Here is an 18806-nt window from a genome sequence, read left to right on the forward strand (position 1 = left end):
GTTAACAAGGGAGACATAAGAAATGAGGAAGAAAGTTCTTGCAACGCTGGTGCCCCTGGCATTGGCAACAGCATATGGCACTGGGGCCATGGCGCAGGAGGCGGCAGAAGCTCCGGCAGCACCGGCCGCACCCGCGGCAGCTGCTGCTTCGGGCGACGTTGCGGCAAACGTGGATGCGGCCAACACTGTGGTGGTGACGGGCTTCCGTTCCAGCCTGCAGAAGGCCCTGAACCTGAAAGCCCAGGCAATCGGCGTGCGCGATTCCATCGTGGCGGAAGACATCGGCAAGTTCCCGGAGTCGAACGTGGCGGAATCGCTGCAGCGCGTGCCGGGCATTATCCTGAACCGCGATGAAAGTTCGGCCGAAGGGCAGCGCATTTCGATTCGCGGCTTGCCGACGGAGTATTCGGTCACCACGCTGAATGGGGCTCCGGTGAACACCACCAGTACCGGTTCCATCGGCAACGCAGCGCGCGGCTTCAACTACGACGTGTTTGCTTCCGAACTGTTCGGCCGCGTGGACTTCTACAAGTCGCCGCTGTCCGAACTGCCGGAAGGGGGCATGGGCGGCGTGGTGGACCTGCAGTCCCCGCGCCCGTTCGATAATCCCAAAGGCGCGGTGCGCTATTCGGTAACGGGCGCGTACAACACCATGTCCGAGAAGACCGATCCGGCGGCATTCGGCCTGTTCTCCAAGACTTGGGGCAACTGGGGCTTCCTGGTCGGCGCTGCGCATTCGAAGGCGATGAACAATCGTTCCGGCTTCGAGGCGACCGGCGGCTATAACAGCTCGGCGCGCGGCAGCAAGACGCCGGTGCAGGGCAACTTCGCGATGCAGCTCGATTACGACGATCCGCGCGCCAACCTGTCGGGCTACACGCGCGACCAGGTGGACAATGCGCTGCTGCCGCGTATCTACCGCTTCTACGGCTCGTCCAATGACCGCAGCCGCGATGGCCTGGTCTCTTCGCTGCAGTACAAAGACAGCACGCTGAACGTCAGCCTGGATACCATGTACTCCAAGCTGAAAAACTCGCGCGACGAGCTGTATTACGGCATCCTGATCCGCAACAGCAAGACCACCAACCCTAGCGCGCCTCCGGGCACGGCCGGCCACAATGGCCTGGTGCCGATCAACGTCCACATCGATCCGGGTTCGAACCTGTTGACCGGCACCTTCGGCAATACCTCGTACAGCAGCGGCGTCACCTACACCGAAGACGAGACGAAGTTCAGCTACGCGTCGCTGAACGCGAACTGGAAAGCCAACGACAGGCTGTCGCTGACCGGTCAGCTGAGCGTCAACAGCAGCAAGGCGCAAAGCTACCAGGACACGCTGTCCGGCCAGATTTTCGGCATCACCTCCACCATCGACTATGGCAGCGACCACGTTTATCCGTCGCTTTCGTCGACCAGCGATTACCTGAACCCGGCCAATTATGCCGGCTTCGGCATCGGCACCGGCCTGACGCGCGAGACCGACCGTGGCCGCCAGGGCCGCGTGATCGCGGACTGGGACTACAACCTGTGGGGCGATTGGACCGGCCACCTGAAAACGGGCCTGGTGTACGTGGAAACCGAGAAGGGCGTCCACAAGCGCAATGCCACGTCAGATATGACGGCCAAGCTGAATAGCCTGGGCAACACCGGCATGCGGCAGGGCATGGTGTTCGACCTGCCGATCAGCAACCTGGACATGAGCGCCGGCTGGCCGCACCAGTTCGGAACCTTCACCCGCGATTACACCTACTCGACTTTCGATCCGCTGGCGTACAACACCGAGGCGACCTTTACCCCGGCACAGAGCTTTACCGCGACCGAGAAAGTGACCTCCGGTTTCGTGCAGTCGGACTTCAAGGGCGAAGTGCTGGGCCACGGCTTGCGGATCAATGCAGGCGTGCGCTATTCGCGCACCGAGCTGGATATCGACAACTTCAAGAAGACCGGCGCCGGCGGCACCTACCAGCCTAACCAGGAAAGCGGCTCTTACCATAACCTGCTGCCGGCCATCAGCGGCGCCTTCGACGTGACCGAAGACTTGATGTGGCGCGCCTCCTTCGGCAAGACCATTTCCCGTGCTTCGCTGTCGATCATCGCAGCGCAGACCGTGGTGCCGAACCCGTTCGACAACTCGGCCACGGCGGGTAATCCGAACCTGCGTCCGCAGCAGTCGAAGAACATGGACACCAGCCTGGAATGGTACTTCCGCAAGGGCAGCTTGCTGTCGGCGGCGTACTTCCGCAAGGTGCTGACCGATGCCACCGTGTCCAGCACGACCCAGACCACCTTCGGCGCTCTGGGTCTGCCTGACACCGCGATGGGCGCGATCTTCTACGGGCCGGATGGCCGCGTGGACCCGAACCTGCCGATGACGCTGCGCACCTACAGCAACGCCGGACGCCAGGTGCTGAAGGGCTACGAGCTGTCGTACCAGCAGGACTTCGATTTCCTGCCTGCGCCTTACAAGGGCTTCGGCATGCTGGCCAGCTACACCCACATCGATCCGTTCAACAGCGCAAAGTGGATCACCAATGCGGGCAGGGAGATCGAGGTCAACTCGGTGCCGAAATATGCCTACAGCACCACCGCCTATTACGAAAACGGTCCGCTGGCGATTCGCTTCTCTTACAACTACAAGGGACGCAGCCTGCACGGCGACAATCCGAAGAATAACGGCGATGACCTGATCCGCTGGCGCGCGGCACGCGGCTACCTCGATGGCAATATCAGCTACAAGATCAACGACAACCTGGAACTGCGCCTCGACGCGCTGAACCTGTCGAACACCTTGTCGTACGATTATTTCGAGGATGCCACCGGCCAGTACGGCAGCGGCAAGAAGACCCGCATGGACTACGCGAAGTACGACGGCCGGACGATCAAGATCGGCCTGCGCGGCAAGCTGTAACAAACCTGGGGCGGTCTACTCTCTCCCGCTCCCGGTCTCCTTCGCCGAAGGCACGCAAGTGTCTTCGGCTTTTTTCGAATATGGACTATCGAAAATATGAAGCTAATCCACACAGTTTTTCTGTTTTTTGCGGCCGCGCTGGGAAACGGCTGCGCTTCCACGCCGACGGTGCCGCAGCGGCAGGAAGTTGTCGGCATCATCGACAAGGTCAACACTTATTGGCAGGCCAACACGCCGGCCAGGGAATGGTCGTTCTGGAATGTGGCGGCCTACCACACCGGCAATATGGAGGCGTACCGCATCACCGGCAACCAGGCCTACCTGAAGTACTCGCTGGAATGGGCGCAGCATAACCAGTGGCAGGGCGCCAAATCGACCGACAAGGCACAGTGGAAGCTGACCTACGGCGAGACCGACGATCACGTGCTGTTTGGCGACTGGCAGATCTGCTTCCAGACTTACGCGGACCTGTACCAGCTCGACAAGAACCCGGCACGAATCGCCCGCGCCCGCGAGGTGATGGAGTACCAGATGTCGACCGCGCGCAACGATTACTGGTGGTGGGCGGATGGCCTGTATATGGTGATGCCGGTGATGACCAAGTTGTACAACATCACGGGCAATCCGCAGTACCTGGAAAAACTGCACGAGTATTTCCAGTATTCGAACAGCATCATGTACGACCAGGATGAAAAACTGTACTACCGCGACGCACGCTACGCGTACCCGGCCCACAAGAGCGTCAACGGACGCAAGGACTTCTGGGCGCGCGGCGATGGCTGGGTGTTTGCCGGGCTGGCGAAAGTGCTGCACGACCTGCCGAAGGACGCGCCGCATCGCGAGGAATACGTGCGCAAGTTCCAGGGCATGGCGGCGGCGCTGAAGAAGGCGCAGCAGACGGAGGGCTACTGGACGCGCAGCCTGCTCGATCCGCAGCATGCTCCGGGTCCCGAGACCAGCGGCACGGCCTTCTTCACTTACGGCTATTTGTGGGGCATCAATAATGGCCTGCTGGACCGCGCCGAATACGCGCCGGTCGCACTGAAGGGCTGGGGCTACCTGGCAAGCGTGGCGCTGCAACCGGATGGCAAGATCGGCTATGTGCAGCCGATCGGCGATCGCGCCATTCCGGGGCAGGTGGTGGACAGGAATTCGACCGCGCACTTCGGCGTCGGCGCATATTTGCTCGCGGCCGCCGAAATGGTGCGCTACATCGATAAAAACAAATAGAAGGAGACACAGGATGGAACGACGTAATTTCATGCGCGGCCTGCTGGCTGGGGGAGCAGCGGCCGCAGCTCCGGCCACGGCTCTTGCGGCTGGCGCTGGCGCGGCTGCTGCTGGGGCGCCGGGCGGCGATCGCGCGTACATGGCCGGGCTGCTGCAAAAGATGGCCGATCCGGTGCTGGCCAGTATGTCGAAGGGGGAGCTGAAGAAGAAATTCGCCCTGGAACTTAGCCCTACCTGGGACGGCCGCGATTCCGGTGTGGCCTACCTGGAGTGCTTCGGCCGCCTGATCGCCGGCATGGCGCCCTGGCTGGCGCTTCCCGACGACGACAGCGCAGAAGGCCGCGCCCGCAAGCGCCTGCGCGAACAAGCCCTGCAAAGCTACACGCACTCCGTCGACCCGAAATCGCCGGATTACCTTTCGTGGAAAGTGCACGGGCAGACCCTGGTCGATTCCGCCTACTTCACCAATGCCCTGATGCGCGCGCCAAAAGCGCTGTGGGAGCCGCTGGACGCCGCCACCAAACAACGCATCATCGATGAAATCAAGGGCCTGCGCCGCATCGAGCCGCCGTACATCAACTGGATGCTGTTCGCGGCCATGAACGAAGCCTTCCTGCTCTCCATCGGAGAGCAGTACGACCCGATGCGCATGAACGTGGCGATCCGCAAGGTCAACGAATGGTACGTGGGAGACGGCTGGATCAAGGATGGGGAAACTTTCCACTTCGACTACTACAACTCCTTCGTGATGTACCCGATGCTGGTGGAGATCCTCGAAGTGCTCGCCCGGGCCAATGGGCCGTTCTGGAACGGCAAGCCGGCGGACCTGCTGGCGCAGGCGCAAAAGCGCATGCAGCGCTATGGCGAACACCTGGAACGTTTCATTTCGCCGCAGGGCACCTTCCCGCCGATCGGCCGCTCGCTGACTTACCGTACCGCCGCCTTCCAGCCGCTGGCACTACTGGCCTGGCGCAAGCAATTGCCGGCCAGCCTGCCGGAAGGCCAGGTGCGGGCTGCGATGATGGGCGTGCACAAGGCGATCTGGACGGAGCCAAGCAATTTTACGAAAGAAGGCTACCTGACCATCGGCTTTGCGGGACACCAGCCGGAACTGGGCGACTGGTACTCGAACAACGGCAGCATGTATATCGCCGCATCGAGCTTCCTGGCGCTTGGCTTGCCGGCCGACGATTCGTATTGGACCTCGGCAGCGCAGGACTGGACGCAGAAGAAGGCCTTCGGGGGCAAGAAATTCCCGAAGGACTACCACGTCAGCTATTGAAGGGGCTTAACGCCGGTAGCGGGCCTGCGCGGCATCGCGCAGGGCTACCAGCATGGCTTCCGCGCCCGGCGACAGGCGGTGGCGCTTGCGGGTGACGATGCCGTACATGTCCATGCGCAGGCCAAGGTCCCAGGGCAGCACGGCCAGCAGGCCGGCATCCAGGTAAGGCCGCACGGTTTCCTCCGGCATGGCCGCGATCATGCGGCTGCCCGGCAGCAGGTTGACTACCACTGGCATGGCGAGCGTTTCCACCACTTCGGTCGGCGGCTCCAGGCCTTGAGACAGGAACATCGACGTCAGGCGGTCGCGCAGGATACTGCCGGCCGGCGGCAGCACCCAGGGTTCGCGCGCCAGGTCGGCCAGTTGCAGGTCCTTGCGTCCCACGAAGGGATGGTCGGCTGCGGCGATCAGGCTATGCGGCTCGTCGGTGAGCGGCTCGAAATTGAACTCGGAAGCGACGTTGGAATCGAGCAGGCGCCCGATCACCAGGTCGAATTCGCCGGCACGCATGCGTTCGACAAGAATCTTGGAAGTGTCGACGGTAATCGATACCTGCACCTTGGCGGTGCGGTTCTTCAGCAGCTTGACGGCGTCGGTGACCAGGCCGGCCGAAGGCGTCAGCACCGTGCCAATGGAAACGCGGCCGGAAAGGCCCGAGACCAGTTCCATCACTTCCTGGTGCGCCGCATCCATTTCTGCCAGCGCGGTGCCGGCGCGCCGTATCATTACTTCGCCGTACCACGTCGGCACTACGCCTCGCGGCAGGCGCTCAAACAACTGGACGTTCAGTGCGTGTTCGATCTCGCCCAGCAGCTTGGATGCCGCGGGCTGGGTGAGGTTTGCCGCCTGCGCTGCATGCAGGATCGAGCGGTGCCGGCCCAATTCGACCAATAGCACCAGGTGGCGCGTTTTCAGGTGGGACCTTACAAATCGGTCCGAGCGTGGATCTGACATGCGGACAATAATAGGGCCGCTCCCCGGCAGCGTCAATCAGCGGCGTCGTCAAACAGGGACGGGGCCAATCCCTGCACGCCGGGTATCTCGATGGCGTGCAAGCCGCCGTCAAGGGCGCCTGCTGCCAGTTGTTCCAGCCCCAGTCCGCCGAAGACCGGGCGCGAGGGTTGTGTTGCCGACAACGGCAGTTCGCGCAACTGCGTGCCGTCGGCGGTGAATTGCGCCAGGCGGCCGCGCCGTCCTTCTTCGCGCAGCGCAATCCACACGTTGCCGCCGGCATCCAGCGCCAGGCCGCCGGCACGGGCATCTCCCAGGCTGGCGAACCGTTTGATTCTACCGACTTCGGCTCGTGCCGGGTCATACGTAGTTTCCAGTACTTCGCGGCCGTCGCCGCTGGCGAAGTACAGCGTGCCGCCATCGGGGCTGAAGCCGATTCCATGCGCGGCAACGACTGTCGGCAAGGCCAGCCGGCGCAGGCCGAAACGCCGCGAGAACTGGTAAAAGCTGCCGATGGGAGGAGAGTCGGGATTCAGGTTGGCAGTGCCGAGGACGAAGTTGCCGTGGCGGTCGGCACAGCCGTCGTTGATGCGAGTGCGTGCTTCGGCGGGATCGACGGCGGCGATGGCGAGGGGCAGGCGGCGCGCCAGTTTCAGGGCGCCCGGCGGGGTGCGTTCTGCCAGGTACAGCCATTTGTCGAGGCCAAGCAGCAGTTTGCCGCTGCGGCAGAAGGCGAAGGCGGCAAGATGTTCCGGCAAGCGGCTGTTTTCCGGGGCGCCCTTGCCGCCCCAGGCCTTCAGGGCCGGCGTGGCGGCATCGCTCCACCACCAACAGCTGTCGTGCCAGAGCAGTGCGCCAATGAGGGCGTTGGGCAGGAGCGTTTCAGGCTGGGCGTGCTGTTCCATCCTGCCTCCAGGCGGTGACGAAGGCGTTGGCTCGTTCGGCTACGGCTGCGGCATCCAGGCCTGGCTGGTACAGCGCCGAACCCAGGCCGAAGCCGCTGGCGCCGGCGGCACGCCAGGTGGCCATGCTGCCCGGCGTGACGCCGCCCACCGGCAGCAGCGGCAAGGCAGGCGGAAGCACGGCGCGCATGGCGCGCATGACAGTCGGCGTCACCAGTTCGGCTGGGAACAGCTTGAGCGCATCGGCGCCGGCGTGGGCGGCCGCGAAAGCTTCGGTCGGCGTGGCGGCGCCTGGTACGCAGAACATGCCGGCTGCCTTGGCGGCGCGGATCACGGAGGTATCGGAATGCGGCATCACGATCAGCGCGCCAGCGGCGTCGCGCACTTCCTGCACGGCGGTGGTAGTCAGGACGGTGCCTGCGCCCAGCACGGCGTCGGCCGGCAGGCTGCGCGCCAGGCGGGCAATGGAATCCAGCGGCTGCGGGGAGTTGAGCGGAACTTCGATCAGGCGGAAACCAGCTTCATACAGGGCGGCGCCGATGGCTTCCACCTCGTGCGGCTGGACGCCACGCAGGATGGCTACAAGGGGCAGCGTCTTGAAGGCGGTTTCGAAAGGTGTGGCGGAAGGTGCGGTCATTTCAATCCTTGAGCATGCCGGCGGCGCGTGCCAGGTGGTACAGGCCGGCGGGAGCGGTGTTATCGAGCAGCAGCGGCGCCGCGGCGTGGAAGCATTGCAGGGCAAGCGCGTAGCGCCGGCACAGGACCTGGCTGCCGACCAGTGCCAGCGGCGCACTCGCCAGGCCGGCCGCATCGCGCCAAGCCAGGCCGGCGCGCAGTTCGTGGCCGACCAGCAAGCCGGAAAGGTAATCAGCCAGGTCGCTGGCCGGCGCGCGGCCGGTGACGCCGAGGGTGCGTGCTGCAAAAATCTGGTGGCTCATGCCGAGATGGCCGTAATCGCGCGCGGCTTCGACGCCGGCGACGAAGGCATGTTCGGCGAAGGTTTCGCTGTTGCCCATCAGGCGGCCCAGCACGGAATGGGTGCGCAGCACGGCAAACAGTTCGCCCGTCATATGGGTCGCGAAGCGCATCAGGCGGCCGTCGTACACTTGCGCCCATTTGGAATGAGTGCCGGGCATGACGATGCAGGATGAGTCGCGCAGCGCGGGTTGCAGTTGCAGGGCGCCAACCACCTGAGTTTCCTCGCCGCGCATCACGTCGGGCGGCAGGGCGCCGTCGTCGTACAGCATGCCGGGAACGATGGAGATTTCGGCGCCAGGGCTGGCCAGCATGCCGGCTGCCAGCGCGCTGGCGTTTGCAGGGCAGGCAGCGTATGGCACGTCGCGCCAGCCGTGCTGGCTGCCGATCATGCCGCAGGCCAGAACCGGCAAGCGCGGATGCGCAGCCAGCCAGTCGCCGGCAACGCCGTCCAGCGCGGCCGCGAAGGCCGTCGCGCCGGACAGCGTGGACGCACCTTTGCCGTTGCTGCGTTCCGCCAGCACTTTGCCGCCGGGGCCCAGCAGGAAGGCGCGCAGGCTGGTGCTGCCCCAGTCAAGGGCGAGCAGGCTGGCGGTGTTGGCGTTGCTTACCATTCCGCTACGCTGCCGTCAGGATGGCGCCACAGCGGATTACTCCAGTCGGGCGCATTGCGGCTGGCTTCAATCACGCGCTGTTCGTCGACCACCACACCCAGGCCTGGCTTGGGCAGCGGCTTGATGTAGCCGTTCTCGATCTTGAAGTCTTCCTTGTTCACCACGTAGTCGAGCAGCTCGCCGCCCTTGTTGTAGTGAATGCCCATGCTCTGCTCCTGCAGCACGGCGTTGTACGACACAAAGTCGACGTGCAGGCAGGCGGCCAGCGCAACCGGGCCAAGCGGGCAATGTGGGGCCAGGGCAACGTCGTAAGCTTCCGCCATGCCGGCGATCTTCAGGCATTCGGAAATGCCGCCGGCGTGCGACAGGTCGGGCTGCACGATCGAAATGCCGCCGGCCTGGAAGACGTTCTTGAATTCGAAGCGGGAGAACATGCGTTCGCCGGCCGCCAGCGGAATCGAAGTCGATTCGGCCAGGCGCGGATAGTACTCGGCCTGTTCCGCCAGCACCGGTTCTTCGACGAACAGCGGGCGGTAAGGTTCCAGTTCGCGCAGCAGCACCTTGGCCATCGGCGCAGCGACGCGACCGTGGAAGTCGATGCCGAATTCGATCTGGTTGCCGAAGGCTTCGCGGATCTCGGCGATACGGGTGACGGCGGCATCCACGGCGGCGGAACTTTCGATGATGCCGAATTCCTCGGTGCCGTTCATCTTGAAGGTATCGAAGCCTGCTTCGCGCAGCGTCTTGATGCCGGCGATGACGTCGGCCGGGCGGTCGCCGCCTACCCAGCTATAGGTCTTCATGCGGTCGCGCACCAGGCCGCCCAGCAGCTCGTACACCGGCACCCCGAGGGCCTTGCCCTTGATGTCCCACAGCGCCTGGTCGATGCCGGCGATGGCGCTCATCAGGATGGCGCCGCCGCGGTAAAAGCCGCCGCGGTACATGACCTGCCACAGGTCGTTGATGCGGCGCGGGTCCTGGCCCACCAGGTATTGCGAGAACTCGTGGACGGCGGTTTCCACGGTACGTGCCTTGCCTTCGATGACCGGTTCGCCCCAACCGACTACGCCTTCGTCTGTTTCAATCTTGAGCAGCATCCAGCGCGGTGGAATGCGGTAGGTGGTCAGTTTTGTGATCTTCATTTTTGTTCGTTTGTGAAGTGGTAAGGCAAGTCTATCTTGGCGAGCTAGTTCAGAAATATGAGAAATTTATCGTCTTGTATATCGATTGGGCATAACGTCGACTTATTCCCCCGGGTCCACCAGCTGCGCGCCAACGTAGGCGTTGAAGCGCTTGATGCGGCCCGTCACCTTGTCGTCGCCCTGGCGCGGCGTATAGCGGATGCCGGCCACTTCGACGGTCTTCTCGAGGTCGATCACCAGGCGGTGCGGGTGGGTTGGCGCCGGGGTCTTGCCTGCGAACGCGGTGTGCCAGAAATCGCTGGCCTGGCCATTGATGGCGTTCAGCGCCTGCCCGTCTTCGCGCTTGCCTTCCTCGCTGCTCACGTAGGCGATGGTCCAGGCGGACTGGTTGATCGGCTGCCCCTTGGCGTCCAGCAGCGAGATTTCGGCCACGGCTGCGTATTGCTTGCCGTCGAAGGCATCCAGCGATTCGAGGCAGAACTGGCGCCCGCTGACCGGGGCGGCGAAGCGCACGTCCTGCGTGGCGCTGCCGGGCTGGAACTGGCCACTGTAGGCAGGCGTGACGCCTTCCAGCTTGGGCTTGGCCTTGTTCGGAGGGCGGGGCAGGTCGCGTTCCGGTTGCAGGCGGTCGAGAATCGGGGTTTCCAGGCCGCGCAATTCGGCGCGCTGCGGGCCGGTCAGGTCAAGCACCACGACTTCATTGCGGCCCCGTTTCAGCCATGGGCCGGGCAGGTACATGGTTTGCGTCGGGCCGATGCTCCAGTAGCGGCCCAGGCAGCGGCCGTTGATCCAGACAACGCCCTGGCCCCAGGCCGACATGTCGAGGAAGGTATCGGCGGTTTTGGCCGCGTCGAAACTGCCGCGCCAGAAGGCGGGCCCGCGCGCGCGCTGCTGTTTCCATTGCAGCGGCGGCAGCACGCCGTCGGCGTCGAAGTCGATGGCGCGGATTTCCCAGTTTTCCAAGGCGACCGGCGCGGCGCCTTTCGGCTGGTATTGCACCGGGCCGTGCAAACCTTTGCGGTCGTGCACTTCGGGACCGAAATTGACGCGGGCAATGGTGTACAGCAGGATTTCCAGCGTGGCGGGCTTGTCGCGCGCGGGCAGGTCGATGCTGAAGCGGCGGTGCCGGGTGTCGAAGGTCCCGGCCAGCTTGCCGTCGACATGTACCCAGGCCAGGTCGCGCACCTTTGCGGCGGTCAGCTTGCCGGCCGGGCCGGCAGGCAGGGTAACGCGGTAGGACACCATGCCGCGGCTGATGTCGTATTGCTCGATCGGCTGCGGCGATTTGTCGCGTATCGCTTCCTGCGGCAGGCTGGCGAAGACCGCAGCCGATTCCTTGAGCGTAAAGGCGGGAATCGCCATCACAGGCTGGCGCGCCGGTGGCGAAGGCAGTGTTTCGCCGGGCTGCAGGAACGGCTCGATGCCTTTGCGGTAGGCCTGGAATTTTTCGCCGGTCCATCCCGCTTCGCCGATCGGGGCGTCGTAGTCGTAGCTGCTGGTGTCGGGGCGGAAGGGACGGTCGCAGCCGCCCCACAGGCCGAAGGTGGTGCCGCCATGCGCCATGTACAGGCTGAAGGAGCCGCCCACTTTCAGCATCTGCTGGATATCGGCTACGGCCTTGGTGGCGGCGCCGCGGCGGTGCGGGTTACCCCAGGTATCGAACCAGCCGGAATAGTATTCGCCGCACATCAGCGGGCCTTGCTGCACGGCTTTCAGTGCCTTGAAGCCTGCATCGGGATCGGTGCCGAAGTTCGCTACCGAGAACAGTTCCGGGATATGGGTGCTTGAGACGGCATTGGTCGGATTGCACTGGAATAGCGGCACGTCGAACTGGGCGTCGAGCAGGGCCTGGCGCATGCCGCGCATGTATTCCAGGTCGTCGCTGAAGAAGCCATATTCGTTTTCGACCTGCACCATCAGGATAGGGCCGCCGCGCGTGACCTGCTGCCCGCCCAGCACGCGGCCGACTTCCGCCAGCCAGCGCTTGGCCGGCTTCATGAAGGCTTCGTCGCGGGTGCGCAGGAAGGCGTCGCTGCTGCTCTTTTTCAGCAGCCACCAGGGCAGGCCGCCCATCTCCCATTCGGCGCAGGCGTAAGGGCCGGGGCGCAGAATGACCCACAAGCCCTCCTGTTGCGCCAGGCGGCAGAATTCGGCGGCGTCGCGCTGGCCGCCCCAGTCGTAGCGGCCTTCGCGCCATTCGTGGTAGTTCCAGAACAGGTAGGCGCAGACGGTGTTCAGGCCCATGGCCTTGATGGCTTTCAGGCGGTGCTGCCAGTATTCGCGCGGCACGCGGGCGAAGTGCATTTCTCCGCAGCGGATCTGCAGCGGTTTCCCGTCGAGCAGGAAATCGTCCTTGCCGATGCTGAAGCGCGCGCTGGCGGCAGCATGCACGGTGGCGGACATGGGCAGCAAGGCAGCGCCGGCGCTTGCTGCGGCGCCGGCCAGGACGCGGCGGCGGGTTTGGTTTGTCATTGCGCGGCTCCTTGCGGCGTGATGGTGAACTGGTAGGTGGTTGGCTCCAGCTTGATGCGGTATTGCGTGTGCGGACGGCCTACCTGGCTCCAGCCGGTGTCGCCGCCTACGCCGGTCTGCACCGCGTCAACCAGCAGCGAGCCGTCGCCGTGCGGGCGGATGTCGGAACTATGCCAGGTGCCGCGCGGGCGCGGGTACAGGTCCTCGTATGGGAATGGCAGGGCGTTGACCGAGAGCGCCTGCGTGCCGCGCAGTTGCAGGCCGCTGCCGCCACCTTTCAGCGTCAGCCAGCGCACGCCGGTCTTGTTGCCGCTTTCCTGTGGACGGATGTAGTTGTGGTACTGGTCGGCCAGCTTGCCGCTGTATCGGCCAAGCGGCGCGCCGGTGATGCGGTCGCTATACGATTCCTGTGGGCCGCGGCCATACCATTCCACCGTGTCCAGGGAAGGATTGCTGTCGAAGCGCATGCCGATGCGCAGCGGGTCCGGCAGGTCGCCGCGCAGTGGGGCGAAGGTGGCGGTAACCTGCACGGCGCCCTTGCTGTCCATGCGGTAGGTGGCGTCCCAGCGCGCGGAGCCGGCGCCGAAGATGTATTCGATGCGCACGCCGTCTTTCAGGACATCGAAGGAGCGCACGTTGCGTTCCTCGCTGAACTGCTTCCAGATGGTATGGGTTTTGTTGAGGCCAGTGCCGAGGTCGTTCTCCGTCAGCGCGCGCCAGAAGTAGGGCATGCCGCCGGCCAGCAATTGCTTGCCGCCTGCAGAGTAGGCCAGCTTGCCGCTAGCCGCATCGACCTCCAGCACTGAGCCTCCCGCGCGCAGCTCGACGCTGTTCCCGGCGCGTACGGGCACAACCCAGGCGCCGTTGCCCGCCGTAACGGCGGCAGCGGTTGGCGACTGCAGCACGAACTGGCTGAAGCCGAGCACCATGCCGGCCGGAACGCCGCGAATGGCGCCGTCGCGGGCCTTGGCGCGCAGCGTCAGCACGTACTCGAAGCGCGGATCGCGTTCCAGCCTCGGCAAGTTCAACGATACATCGGCAGACGTCTGTGCGGCTGCCTTGACGCCAGCAAGCGATCCGCCCGCGACTTGCGTGCCGTCGCGCGCAATCGACCAGTCAAAGTCGAACCCGGACAGGTCTGCGAAGTCATAGCGGTTGACGACTTTCAGGCGCCCGGACGCCGGATCGCCTTCAAAGACCACCGGCGAGTAAACCTTTTGCACCTCGTAATACTCAGGATCGGGCGTGCGGTCCGCCTGCACCAGGCCATCGCCGACTTCCGACATGTCCTTGCGCGGATTCGGGCCGTAGTCTTCGCCCTGCGCCCAGTAGCTGCGGCCCTGCTTATCCTTGAGCAGCATGGCCTGGTCCACCCAGTCCCAGATAAAGCCGCCCTGCAGCTTGCGGTGCGAGCGGATCACCTGCCAGTAGTCTTCAAAGTTGCCGAGGCTATTGCCCATCGCATGCGCATACTCGCACTGGATCATCGGCTGCTTGTAGCGTGGGTCCTGCGCGTAGTCGATCATTTTTTCGATCGGGTCATACATCGGCGCGTAGATGTCGACGTAATCGTTCGGCAAATGCTCCTCGCCGATGGTGCCATGACCAAGGTAGCTGATCAGGCGTTCCGGATCCTGTTCCCGGATCCATTTGGCCGCGTTCTCGAAGTTCGGCCCGGTGCCCGCCTCGTTCCCCAGCGACCACAGGATCACGCTCGGGTGGTTGCGGTCGCGCTGTACCATGCGGCTCACGCGGTCCAGGTGGGCGGCCGCCCAGTGCGGCTGGTAGCCCAGCTGGATCTTTTCGCGCTGGCTGGGGATGTTGCGCGCGTGGTCGCCCATGCCCATGTACTCGTGCGACTCGATGTTTGCTTCGTCCATCACGTACAGGCCGTACTCGTCCGCCAGGTCGTACCAGCGCGGATCGTTCGGGTAATGCGAAGTGCGGACTGCATTGATATTGGCCTGCTTCATCAGCTCTATGTCCTTGCGCATCGACTCTTCCGACATGACGTGGAAGGTTTGCGGGTCATGTTCGTGGCGGTTGACGCCCTTGATCATGATGCGCTTGCCGTTGACGCGCACTTCGCCATCCTTCACCTCCACGGTTCGGAAGCCAACCATGCGCGACGTCGAGGACACCAGCGCGCCCTTCGCATCATGGAATTCGAGCAGCAGGCGGTACAGGTTGGGCGCCTCGGCCGACCATTGGCGCACGCCGGGCACGGTGCCGCGCAGCGGCGCAGCCTTGCCGCCGTGGACGCCGCTTTCGAGCGACAGCACGGCCTTGTCGCCGTCCAGCAAGGTGGCGGTCAGCTTGCCCTGTGCGGCGCCCGTAAACTCGGGCTGCAGGGTGAATTCGCCGTCGCGGTAGGCGGCCTTGTCCAGGGTGGCGCGCACCACGTAGTCGCGCAGGTGAGCCTTCTGCTCGGCATACAGGTAGACGCTGCGCTCGATGCCGGAGACGCGCCAGAAGTCCTGGTCCTCAAGGTAGGAGCCGTCCGCGAAGCGATACAGCTCGATGGCGATGGTATTGCTGCCGGGGCGCAGGAAGCGCGTCAGCTTGAATTCCGACGGCAGCTTGGAGTCTTCCGAATAGCCGACCCGCTGGCCGTTGACCCAGATGTAGTAGGCGGCGCCGGCCGCGCCGATGTGCAGGAAGACATCGCGCCCATCCCAGTTGGCCGGAAGGTCGAAGTTGCGGCGATAGGAGCCCACCTCGTTCATGCTGTGCAGGATGTAAGGCTGGTTGGGCGGGAAAGGGTAGTCGCTGTTGTTGAACAGGGGCTGGCCGTAGCCCTGCGCCTGCATCATGCCAGGCACCTGGATGGTTTTCCAGCGGCTCACGTCGAAGCCGGGCTTGTAGAAATCGACCGGCCGCGATTCCGGATTGCGGGAGTAGGCGAACGACCAGGTGCCGTCCAGCGAGAGGTAATACTGCGAAGCCGCCTTGTCGCCCTTCAGCGCAAGGTCGCGCCGTTCGAAGTTGAAGAAGGTGGTTTTCATCGGCTCGCGGTTCACTTGAACCACTTCCGGTTGCTCCCATTCGGCATACTTGCTTGCGGGAGCGGCGCTGGCGGCCAGGGGGAAGGCTGTCGCCAGCGCACTGGCCAGGGCCAGCAGGGCGGGGAGTCGCGGTGTCGTCATTGGTGCTTGTCTCGTAGTTTTGTGTGTTGGACGGTATCCGGCAGCACAATCCTACGGTTGGCAGCAATAGCTTACCAATGGCTTATTTCGCGGCTCCTATATCGGTTTGATATACCGATCCCTACAACTTGAAGGTCAGGCCGGCATACACCGAACGCCCCATGCCGCGCACCCCGATTCCATAGGGAACGCCGTTCAGCGCCATGGTCATGCCCTGGCCGACATAGGCCCCGCCCAAAGGCAGGTCGTAACGGCGGTCGAACAGGTTTTCCACGCCAAAGTCGAGCTCCACCTTGTTCCACGCATAACTGGTGCGCAGGGCGGCCAGGGCGTAGCCGCCGGTGCGCAGTTCGTTGTGCAGCGACGAGACGCGGTCCTTGGCCTTGACGGCCCGCAGTTCCAGCGCGTTGCTCCACGCACCGAGGCGATGGTTCAGCGCCAGGCGGGTGTTCAGCGGCATCATGTTGTACAGGTTGTCGCCCGTGCTGCGGTTTTCGCCGCGCACGTAGTTGACCAGCATGTCTCCCGACAGCGTGCCGTAGCTGCCCGAGGCCAGCGCCGCGTGCGCCGACACCTCGGTGCCGTACAGCTTCCCATCGACGTTGGCAAAGCGCAGGTTGACGAAGGCGCCGGCCTTGCAGGTGGTGAGGCAGCGCGCGTCGATGTAGTCATCGACCCTGGTGTAGTACGGGGAGATGGCGAACGACCATTTTTCCTGCGCCGGATCGTGCCATTCGATGCTGCCTGTGGCCATGTGCGCCGTTTCCGGACGCAGCGACGGGTCGCCGACATAGCCGTTGCCGTCGCCGGCGATATTCACCATGGCCATCGCCATGCCGCCGGTGGACCAGGTATAGCGCTCGTACAGGTTCGGTGAGCGGGTCTTGCGGGCGTAGCCGAATTTGACCGTCATGTCCTGGGAGGGCACGTAGCGCGCCTGGGCGGTCAGGTCCAGGTTATGGTCGTTGCGTTTGCGGTCAAGGGCGTTGAAGACCGATGCATCCTTGCTGTAGCCGGCGTTATAGCCCTGCACCGTGCCAGTGTCGCTGGTCACCAGTTCGCCGCGCACGCCGAATTGCGTGAACCAGGCCGGATTCCAACGGCGGTCCCATTCGGCGAAGGCGCCCAGGCGGTCGCGCTGGCCGTCGCGGATGTTCCAGAACGTGTCCGGCGCCATTCCGCCGCCTGAGGGATCCCACCAGTCGTCGAGCCGGTAGCGGCGATAGTCGGCGCCGACGCGCAAGGTGTCGGGCTGCGACAGCGGGATGGTGGCTTTTACCGAAACGCCGGTGTTCTTGCCTTCGGTATCCATCGGCATGCCGGGGATGTTCTTCTTCGCGCCGTACCAGAATTGCTTGTCCGGGCCGAAGTTCATGGCGTGGCGGGTGTGTTCGTGGTAGGCGCGGCCTTCCAGCGTGCCCCAGCCGAAGCGCTCAAGGTAGCGCAGGTTGACCTGTTCGCTGTCGTTGCGGGTGAGGTCCATACGCTGGTTGGGGAAGCCCTGGTAGGGCATGCGCTGCAGGCCGAGCTTGAGCTCCAGCAGGCGCGCTTCGGAACGCATGGCCAGGGTTAATGAATGGTTGCGGGATTCGTAGGCGGAGGAGCCGATTTTTTTGCCGTCGCCATCTTCGTAGTTATGGGCCTTGATCGCGGCGCCGCGATAACTGGCGGAGAACGTGTCGCTGGCCATGGTGGCTGCCAGGCTGGCATCGCGCACATTGCCGTTGCTGCGGTAGACGAAAGTGGCCTGGCCTTCAAGCAGTTGCGCGCCGGCTTCGGCGAACTTGGGGTCGGCGGAGCGCACGCGGATAGTGCCGCCGATGCTGTCGCCGCCAACGCTGACGGGCGTAATGCCAGGCAGGACCTGGATCGATTCGACTTGCGATGGCGCGATGTAGGACAGCGCGGGATTCATGTGGTTGGCGCAAGCCGAGACCAGATCCATGCCGTCGACCTGGATGCGCAGGCGGTCGTCAGCCAGGCCGCGGATCGACGGCAGGCCGGACACGCCGCCGCCGCTGACCATGCTGACGCCGGCCACGGATTGCAGCAGGTTTGCGGTATCGCTGGGGAAGCCTTTCTTGCTGACGTCTACTTGCATGACGTCGGGATTGGTGCCGGTGATGATGACGCTGGGGAGGGTGGTTTGCGCGTAGCAGGGAAGGGCGGTGGCAACAGACATTGCAAGCAGGTGCTTGCGTAACTGCGGATTCATTTTTATTCTCCGGTGTGACGAGTCGTGCGCCGCCGGGGGCGGCGGCGCATTGGAATAAGAGCAGGTGTCACACTGCGGATGGAGGCCCTCGCGCCAGGTGCGGCAGATGGGATTCGCCATCGTACTGCGCCGCGATGATGGCGGTCCTAGGACCTGTGAGGTCATGCGGTGCGGGAGCGGAGGGCTTGCTGTAGCCGGGCGCCATGACCAGTGCGCCGCACAGCGTGCATTGGGTGAAGCAGTCCGCCATCCCATGTTGGTCGTGGCCTTCATGATGTTCAGCGCATGCTGCGTGATCCATCATCGGCATCGCTACCTGCGCTGCGGCTGCGTAGCCTTGCAGTGCTACATACAGCAGCAACAGCAGTGTTACGAAGCGGCGAGTGGTGCGGTGCGAGAACATGTGCCCATCGTAGCGATTGGGCTGCTGTCAAACCATGAACTCGGTCAAGTTTTTGCGATCAGCGCATTTTCTCGATCAAGGCCGGCGTGATAACGCCGGAGTGGGCCACACGCTGGCCCTGTGCATCGTACCAGTAACTGCGGGGTTTCTCGCCGCGCCAGCGTGGATCGATGGCGTAGCGCAGGCGCTCCGGTGCGAGTGCGCCGAAGCTCCAGGCGTCGCCCAGCAGGTCGATGCCGGACAGGCGCTTCTGCACCATCTGCGACAGGGCTGCGTCCGACAGCGGGTCGGTGGTGATGGTGACGATGTCGAAGCCCGGATTGGCGGCGCGGGCTTTCGACAGCACGTCCAGGCTGTGCTGGCAGAACTCGCAATCCATGGACCAGACCAGGACCACGAAAGGCTTGCCTTTGTGGCTGGCGGCGATCTGTTCGACGCTTTGCGGTTCAAAGGCCTTCAGGCCCGCGTTGCCTGCAGCGTAGGCGCTGGGGGAAGCAGCCAGCGCGGAAAGCGCGGCGATGGCGGTTGCCACGACTGCGGCGGCAAGGGGATGGAGCATCTTCATG

General features: G+C 64.2%; 13 protein-coding genes. 3 read left to right on the forward strand and 10 right to left on the reverse strand.

Annotated elements, in window-relative coordinates:
* The first annotated feature begins 22 nt into the window (after positions 1 to 22).
* The 3 genes from ACN9MW_RS08970 to ACN9MW_RS08980 all read left to right on the forward strand — a co-directional run bounded on the left by ACN9MW_RS08970 (position 23) and on the right by ACN9MW_RS08980 (position 5420).
* Positions 23 to 2908, forward strand: a complete 2886-nt coding sequence (locus ACN9MW_RS08970) for a TonB-dependent receptor (RefSeq protein WP_426169988.1) — start codon at positions 23 to 25, stop codon at positions 2906 to 2908.
* 96 nt (positions 2909 to 3004) lie between these two features.
* Entirely contained in the window at positions 3005 to 4138 is a 1134-nt protein-coding gene (locus ACN9MW_RS08975; protein WP_426169991.1) for a glycoside hydrolase family 88 protein, read from the forward strand.
* Positions 4139 to 4151: 13 nt separating this feature from the next.
* A complete protein-coding gene (locus ACN9MW_RS08980; protein ID WP_426169994.1) occupies positions 4152 to 5420 on the forward strand; it encodes a DUF2264 domain-containing protein in 1269 nt (422 codons plus the stop codon).
* 6 nt (positions 5421 to 5426) lie between these two features.
* Here the strand turns inward: ACN9MW_RS08980 and ACN9MW_RS08985 are convergent, their stop codons facing one another.
* The 10 genes from ACN9MW_RS08985 to ACN9MW_RS09030 form a co-directional block, all read right to left on the reverse strand.
* Positions 5427 to 6374: a LysR substrate-binding domain-containing protein gene (locus ACN9MW_RS08985; protein WP_426169996.1), complete on the reverse strand. Its 948-nt coding sequence runs from the start codon at positions 6372 to 6374 to the stop codon at positions 5427 to 5429.
* 32 nt (positions 6375 to 6406) lie between these two features.
* On the reverse strand, positions 6407 to 7276 hold the full coding sequence (locus ACN9MW_RS08990) for an SMP-30/gluconolactonase/LRE family protein (RefSeq protein ID WP_426169999.1): 870 nt from the start codon (positions 7274 to 7276) through the stop codon (positions 6407 to 6409).
* Positions 7254 to 7910: a 2-dehydro-3-deoxy-6-phosphogalactonate aldolase gene (locus tag ACN9MW_RS08995; RefSeq protein ID WP_426170001.1), complete on the reverse strand. Its 657-nt coding sequence runs from the start codon at positions 7908 to 7910 to the stop codon at positions 7254 to 7256. The genes ACN9MW_RS08990 and ACN9MW_RS08995 overlap by 23 nt, the downstream gene beginning before the upstream one ends.
* Before the next feature lies 1 nt (position 7911).
* On the reverse strand, positions 7912 to 8862 hold the full coding sequence (locus tag ACN9MW_RS09000; RefSeq protein ID WP_426170003.1) for a 2-dehydro-3-deoxygalactonokinase: 951 nt from the start codon (positions 8860 to 8862) through the stop codon (positions 7912 to 7914).
* Entirely contained in the window at positions 8856 to 10004 is a 1149-nt protein-coding gene (gene dgoD / locus ACN9MW_RS09005; protein WP_426170006.1) for a galactonate dehydratase, read from the reverse strand. Before dgoD ends, ACN9MW_RS09000 begins: the two co-directional genes overlap by 7 nt.
* Positions 10005 to 10106: 102 nt before the next feature.
* Complete coding sequence (locus ACN9MW_RS09010; RefSeq protein ID WP_426170008.1) at positions 10107 to 12476, reverse strand: beta-galactosidase; 2370 nt, start codon at positions 12474 to 12476, stop codon at positions 10107 to 10109.
* On the reverse strand, positions 12473 to 15622 hold the full coding sequence (locus ACN9MW_RS09015; RefSeq protein ID WP_426170010.1) for a glycoside hydrolase family 2 TIM barrel-domain containing protein: 3150 nt from the start codon (positions 15620 to 15622) through the stop codon (positions 12473 to 12475). Before ACN9MW_RS09015 ends, ACN9MW_RS09010 begins: the two co-directional genes overlap by 4 nt.
* A 121-nt stretch (positions 15623 to 15743) precedes the next feature.
* On the reverse strand, positions 15744 to 17837 hold the full coding sequence (locus ACN9MW_RS09020) for a TonB-dependent receptor plug domain-containing protein (protein ID WP_426170013.1): 2094 nt from the start codon (positions 17835 to 17837) through the stop codon (positions 15744 to 15746).
* Positions 17838 to 17904: 67 nt separating this feature from the next.
* The gene (locus tag ACN9MW_RS09025) at positions 17905 to 18240 is read right to left on the reverse strand and encodes a hypothetical protein (protein WP_426170015.1); all 336 of its coding nucleotides are present in this window, start codon (positions 18238 to 18240) and stop codon (positions 17905 to 17907) included.
* A gap of 58 nt (positions 18241 to 18298) precedes the next feature.
* The gene (locus ACN9MW_RS09030; protein WP_426170018.1) at positions 18299 to 18805 is read right to left on the reverse strand and encodes a TlpA family protein disulfide reductase; all 507 of its coding nucleotides are present in this window, start codon (positions 18803 to 18805) and stop codon (positions 18299 to 18301) included.
* Position 18806 lies beyond the last annotated feature (1 nt).

The organism is Pseudoduganella sp. R-34 (assembly GCF_049904655.1).
Lineage (GTDB): Bacteria > Pseudomonadota > Gammaproteobacteria > Burkholderiales > Burkholderiaceae_D > Rugamonas.

Bases quoted from the DNA above. Each gene is read 5' to 3' on its own strand.
- ACN9MW_RS08970 (WP_426169988.1), top strand. From the start codon at position 23: ATGAGGAAGAAAGTTCTTGCAACGCTGGTGCCCCTGGCATTGGCAACA.
- ACN9MW_RS08975 (WP_426169991.1), top strand. From the start codon at position 3,005: ATGAAGCTAATCCACACAGTTTTTCTGTTTTTTGCGGCCGCGCTGGGA.
- ACN9MW_RS08980 (WP_426169994.1), top strand. From the start codon at position 4,152: ATGGAACGACGTAATTTCATGCGCGGCCTGCTGGCTGGGGGAGCAGCG.
- ACN9MW_RS08985 (WP_426169996.1), bottom strand. From the start codon at position 6,374: ATGTCAGATCCACGCTCGGACCGATTTGTAAGGTCCCACCTGAAAACG.
- ACN9MW_RS08990 (WP_426169999.1), bottom strand. From the start codon at position 7,276: ATGGAACAGCACGCCCAGCCTGAAACGCTCCTGCCCAACGCCCTCATT.
- ACN9MW_RS08995 (WP_426170001.1), bottom strand. From the start codon at position 7,910: ATGACCGCACCTTCCGCCACACCTTTCGAAACCGCCTTCAAGACGCTG.
- ACN9MW_RS09000 (WP_426170003.1), bottom strand. From the start codon at position 8,862: ATGGTAAGCAACGCCAACACCGCCAGCCTGCTCGCCCTTGACTGGGGC.
- dgoD (WP_426170006.1), bottom strand. From the start codon at position 10,004: ATGAAGATCACAAAACTGACCACCTACCGCATTCCACCGCGCTGGATG.
- ACN9MW_RS09010 (WP_426170008.1), bottom strand. From the start codon at position 12,476: ATGACAAACCAAACCCGCCGCCGCGTCCTGGCCGGCGCCGCAGCAAGC.
- ACN9MW_RS09015 (WP_426170010.1), bottom strand. From the start codon at position 15,622: ATGACGACACCGCGACTCCCCGCCCTGCTGGCCCTGGCCAGTGCGCTG.
- ACN9MW_RS09020 (WP_426170013.1), bottom strand. From the start codon at position 17,837: ATGAATCCGCAGTTACGCAAGCACCTGCTTGCAATGTCTGTTGCCACC.
- ACN9MW_RS09025 (WP_426170015.1), bottom strand. From the start codon at position 18,240: ATGTTCTCGCACCGCACCACTCGCCGCTTCGTAACACTGCTGTTGCTG.
- ACN9MW_RS09030 (WP_426170018.1), bottom strand. From the start codon at position 18,805: ATGAAGATGCTCCATCCCCTTGCCGCCGCAGTCGTGGCAACCGCCATC.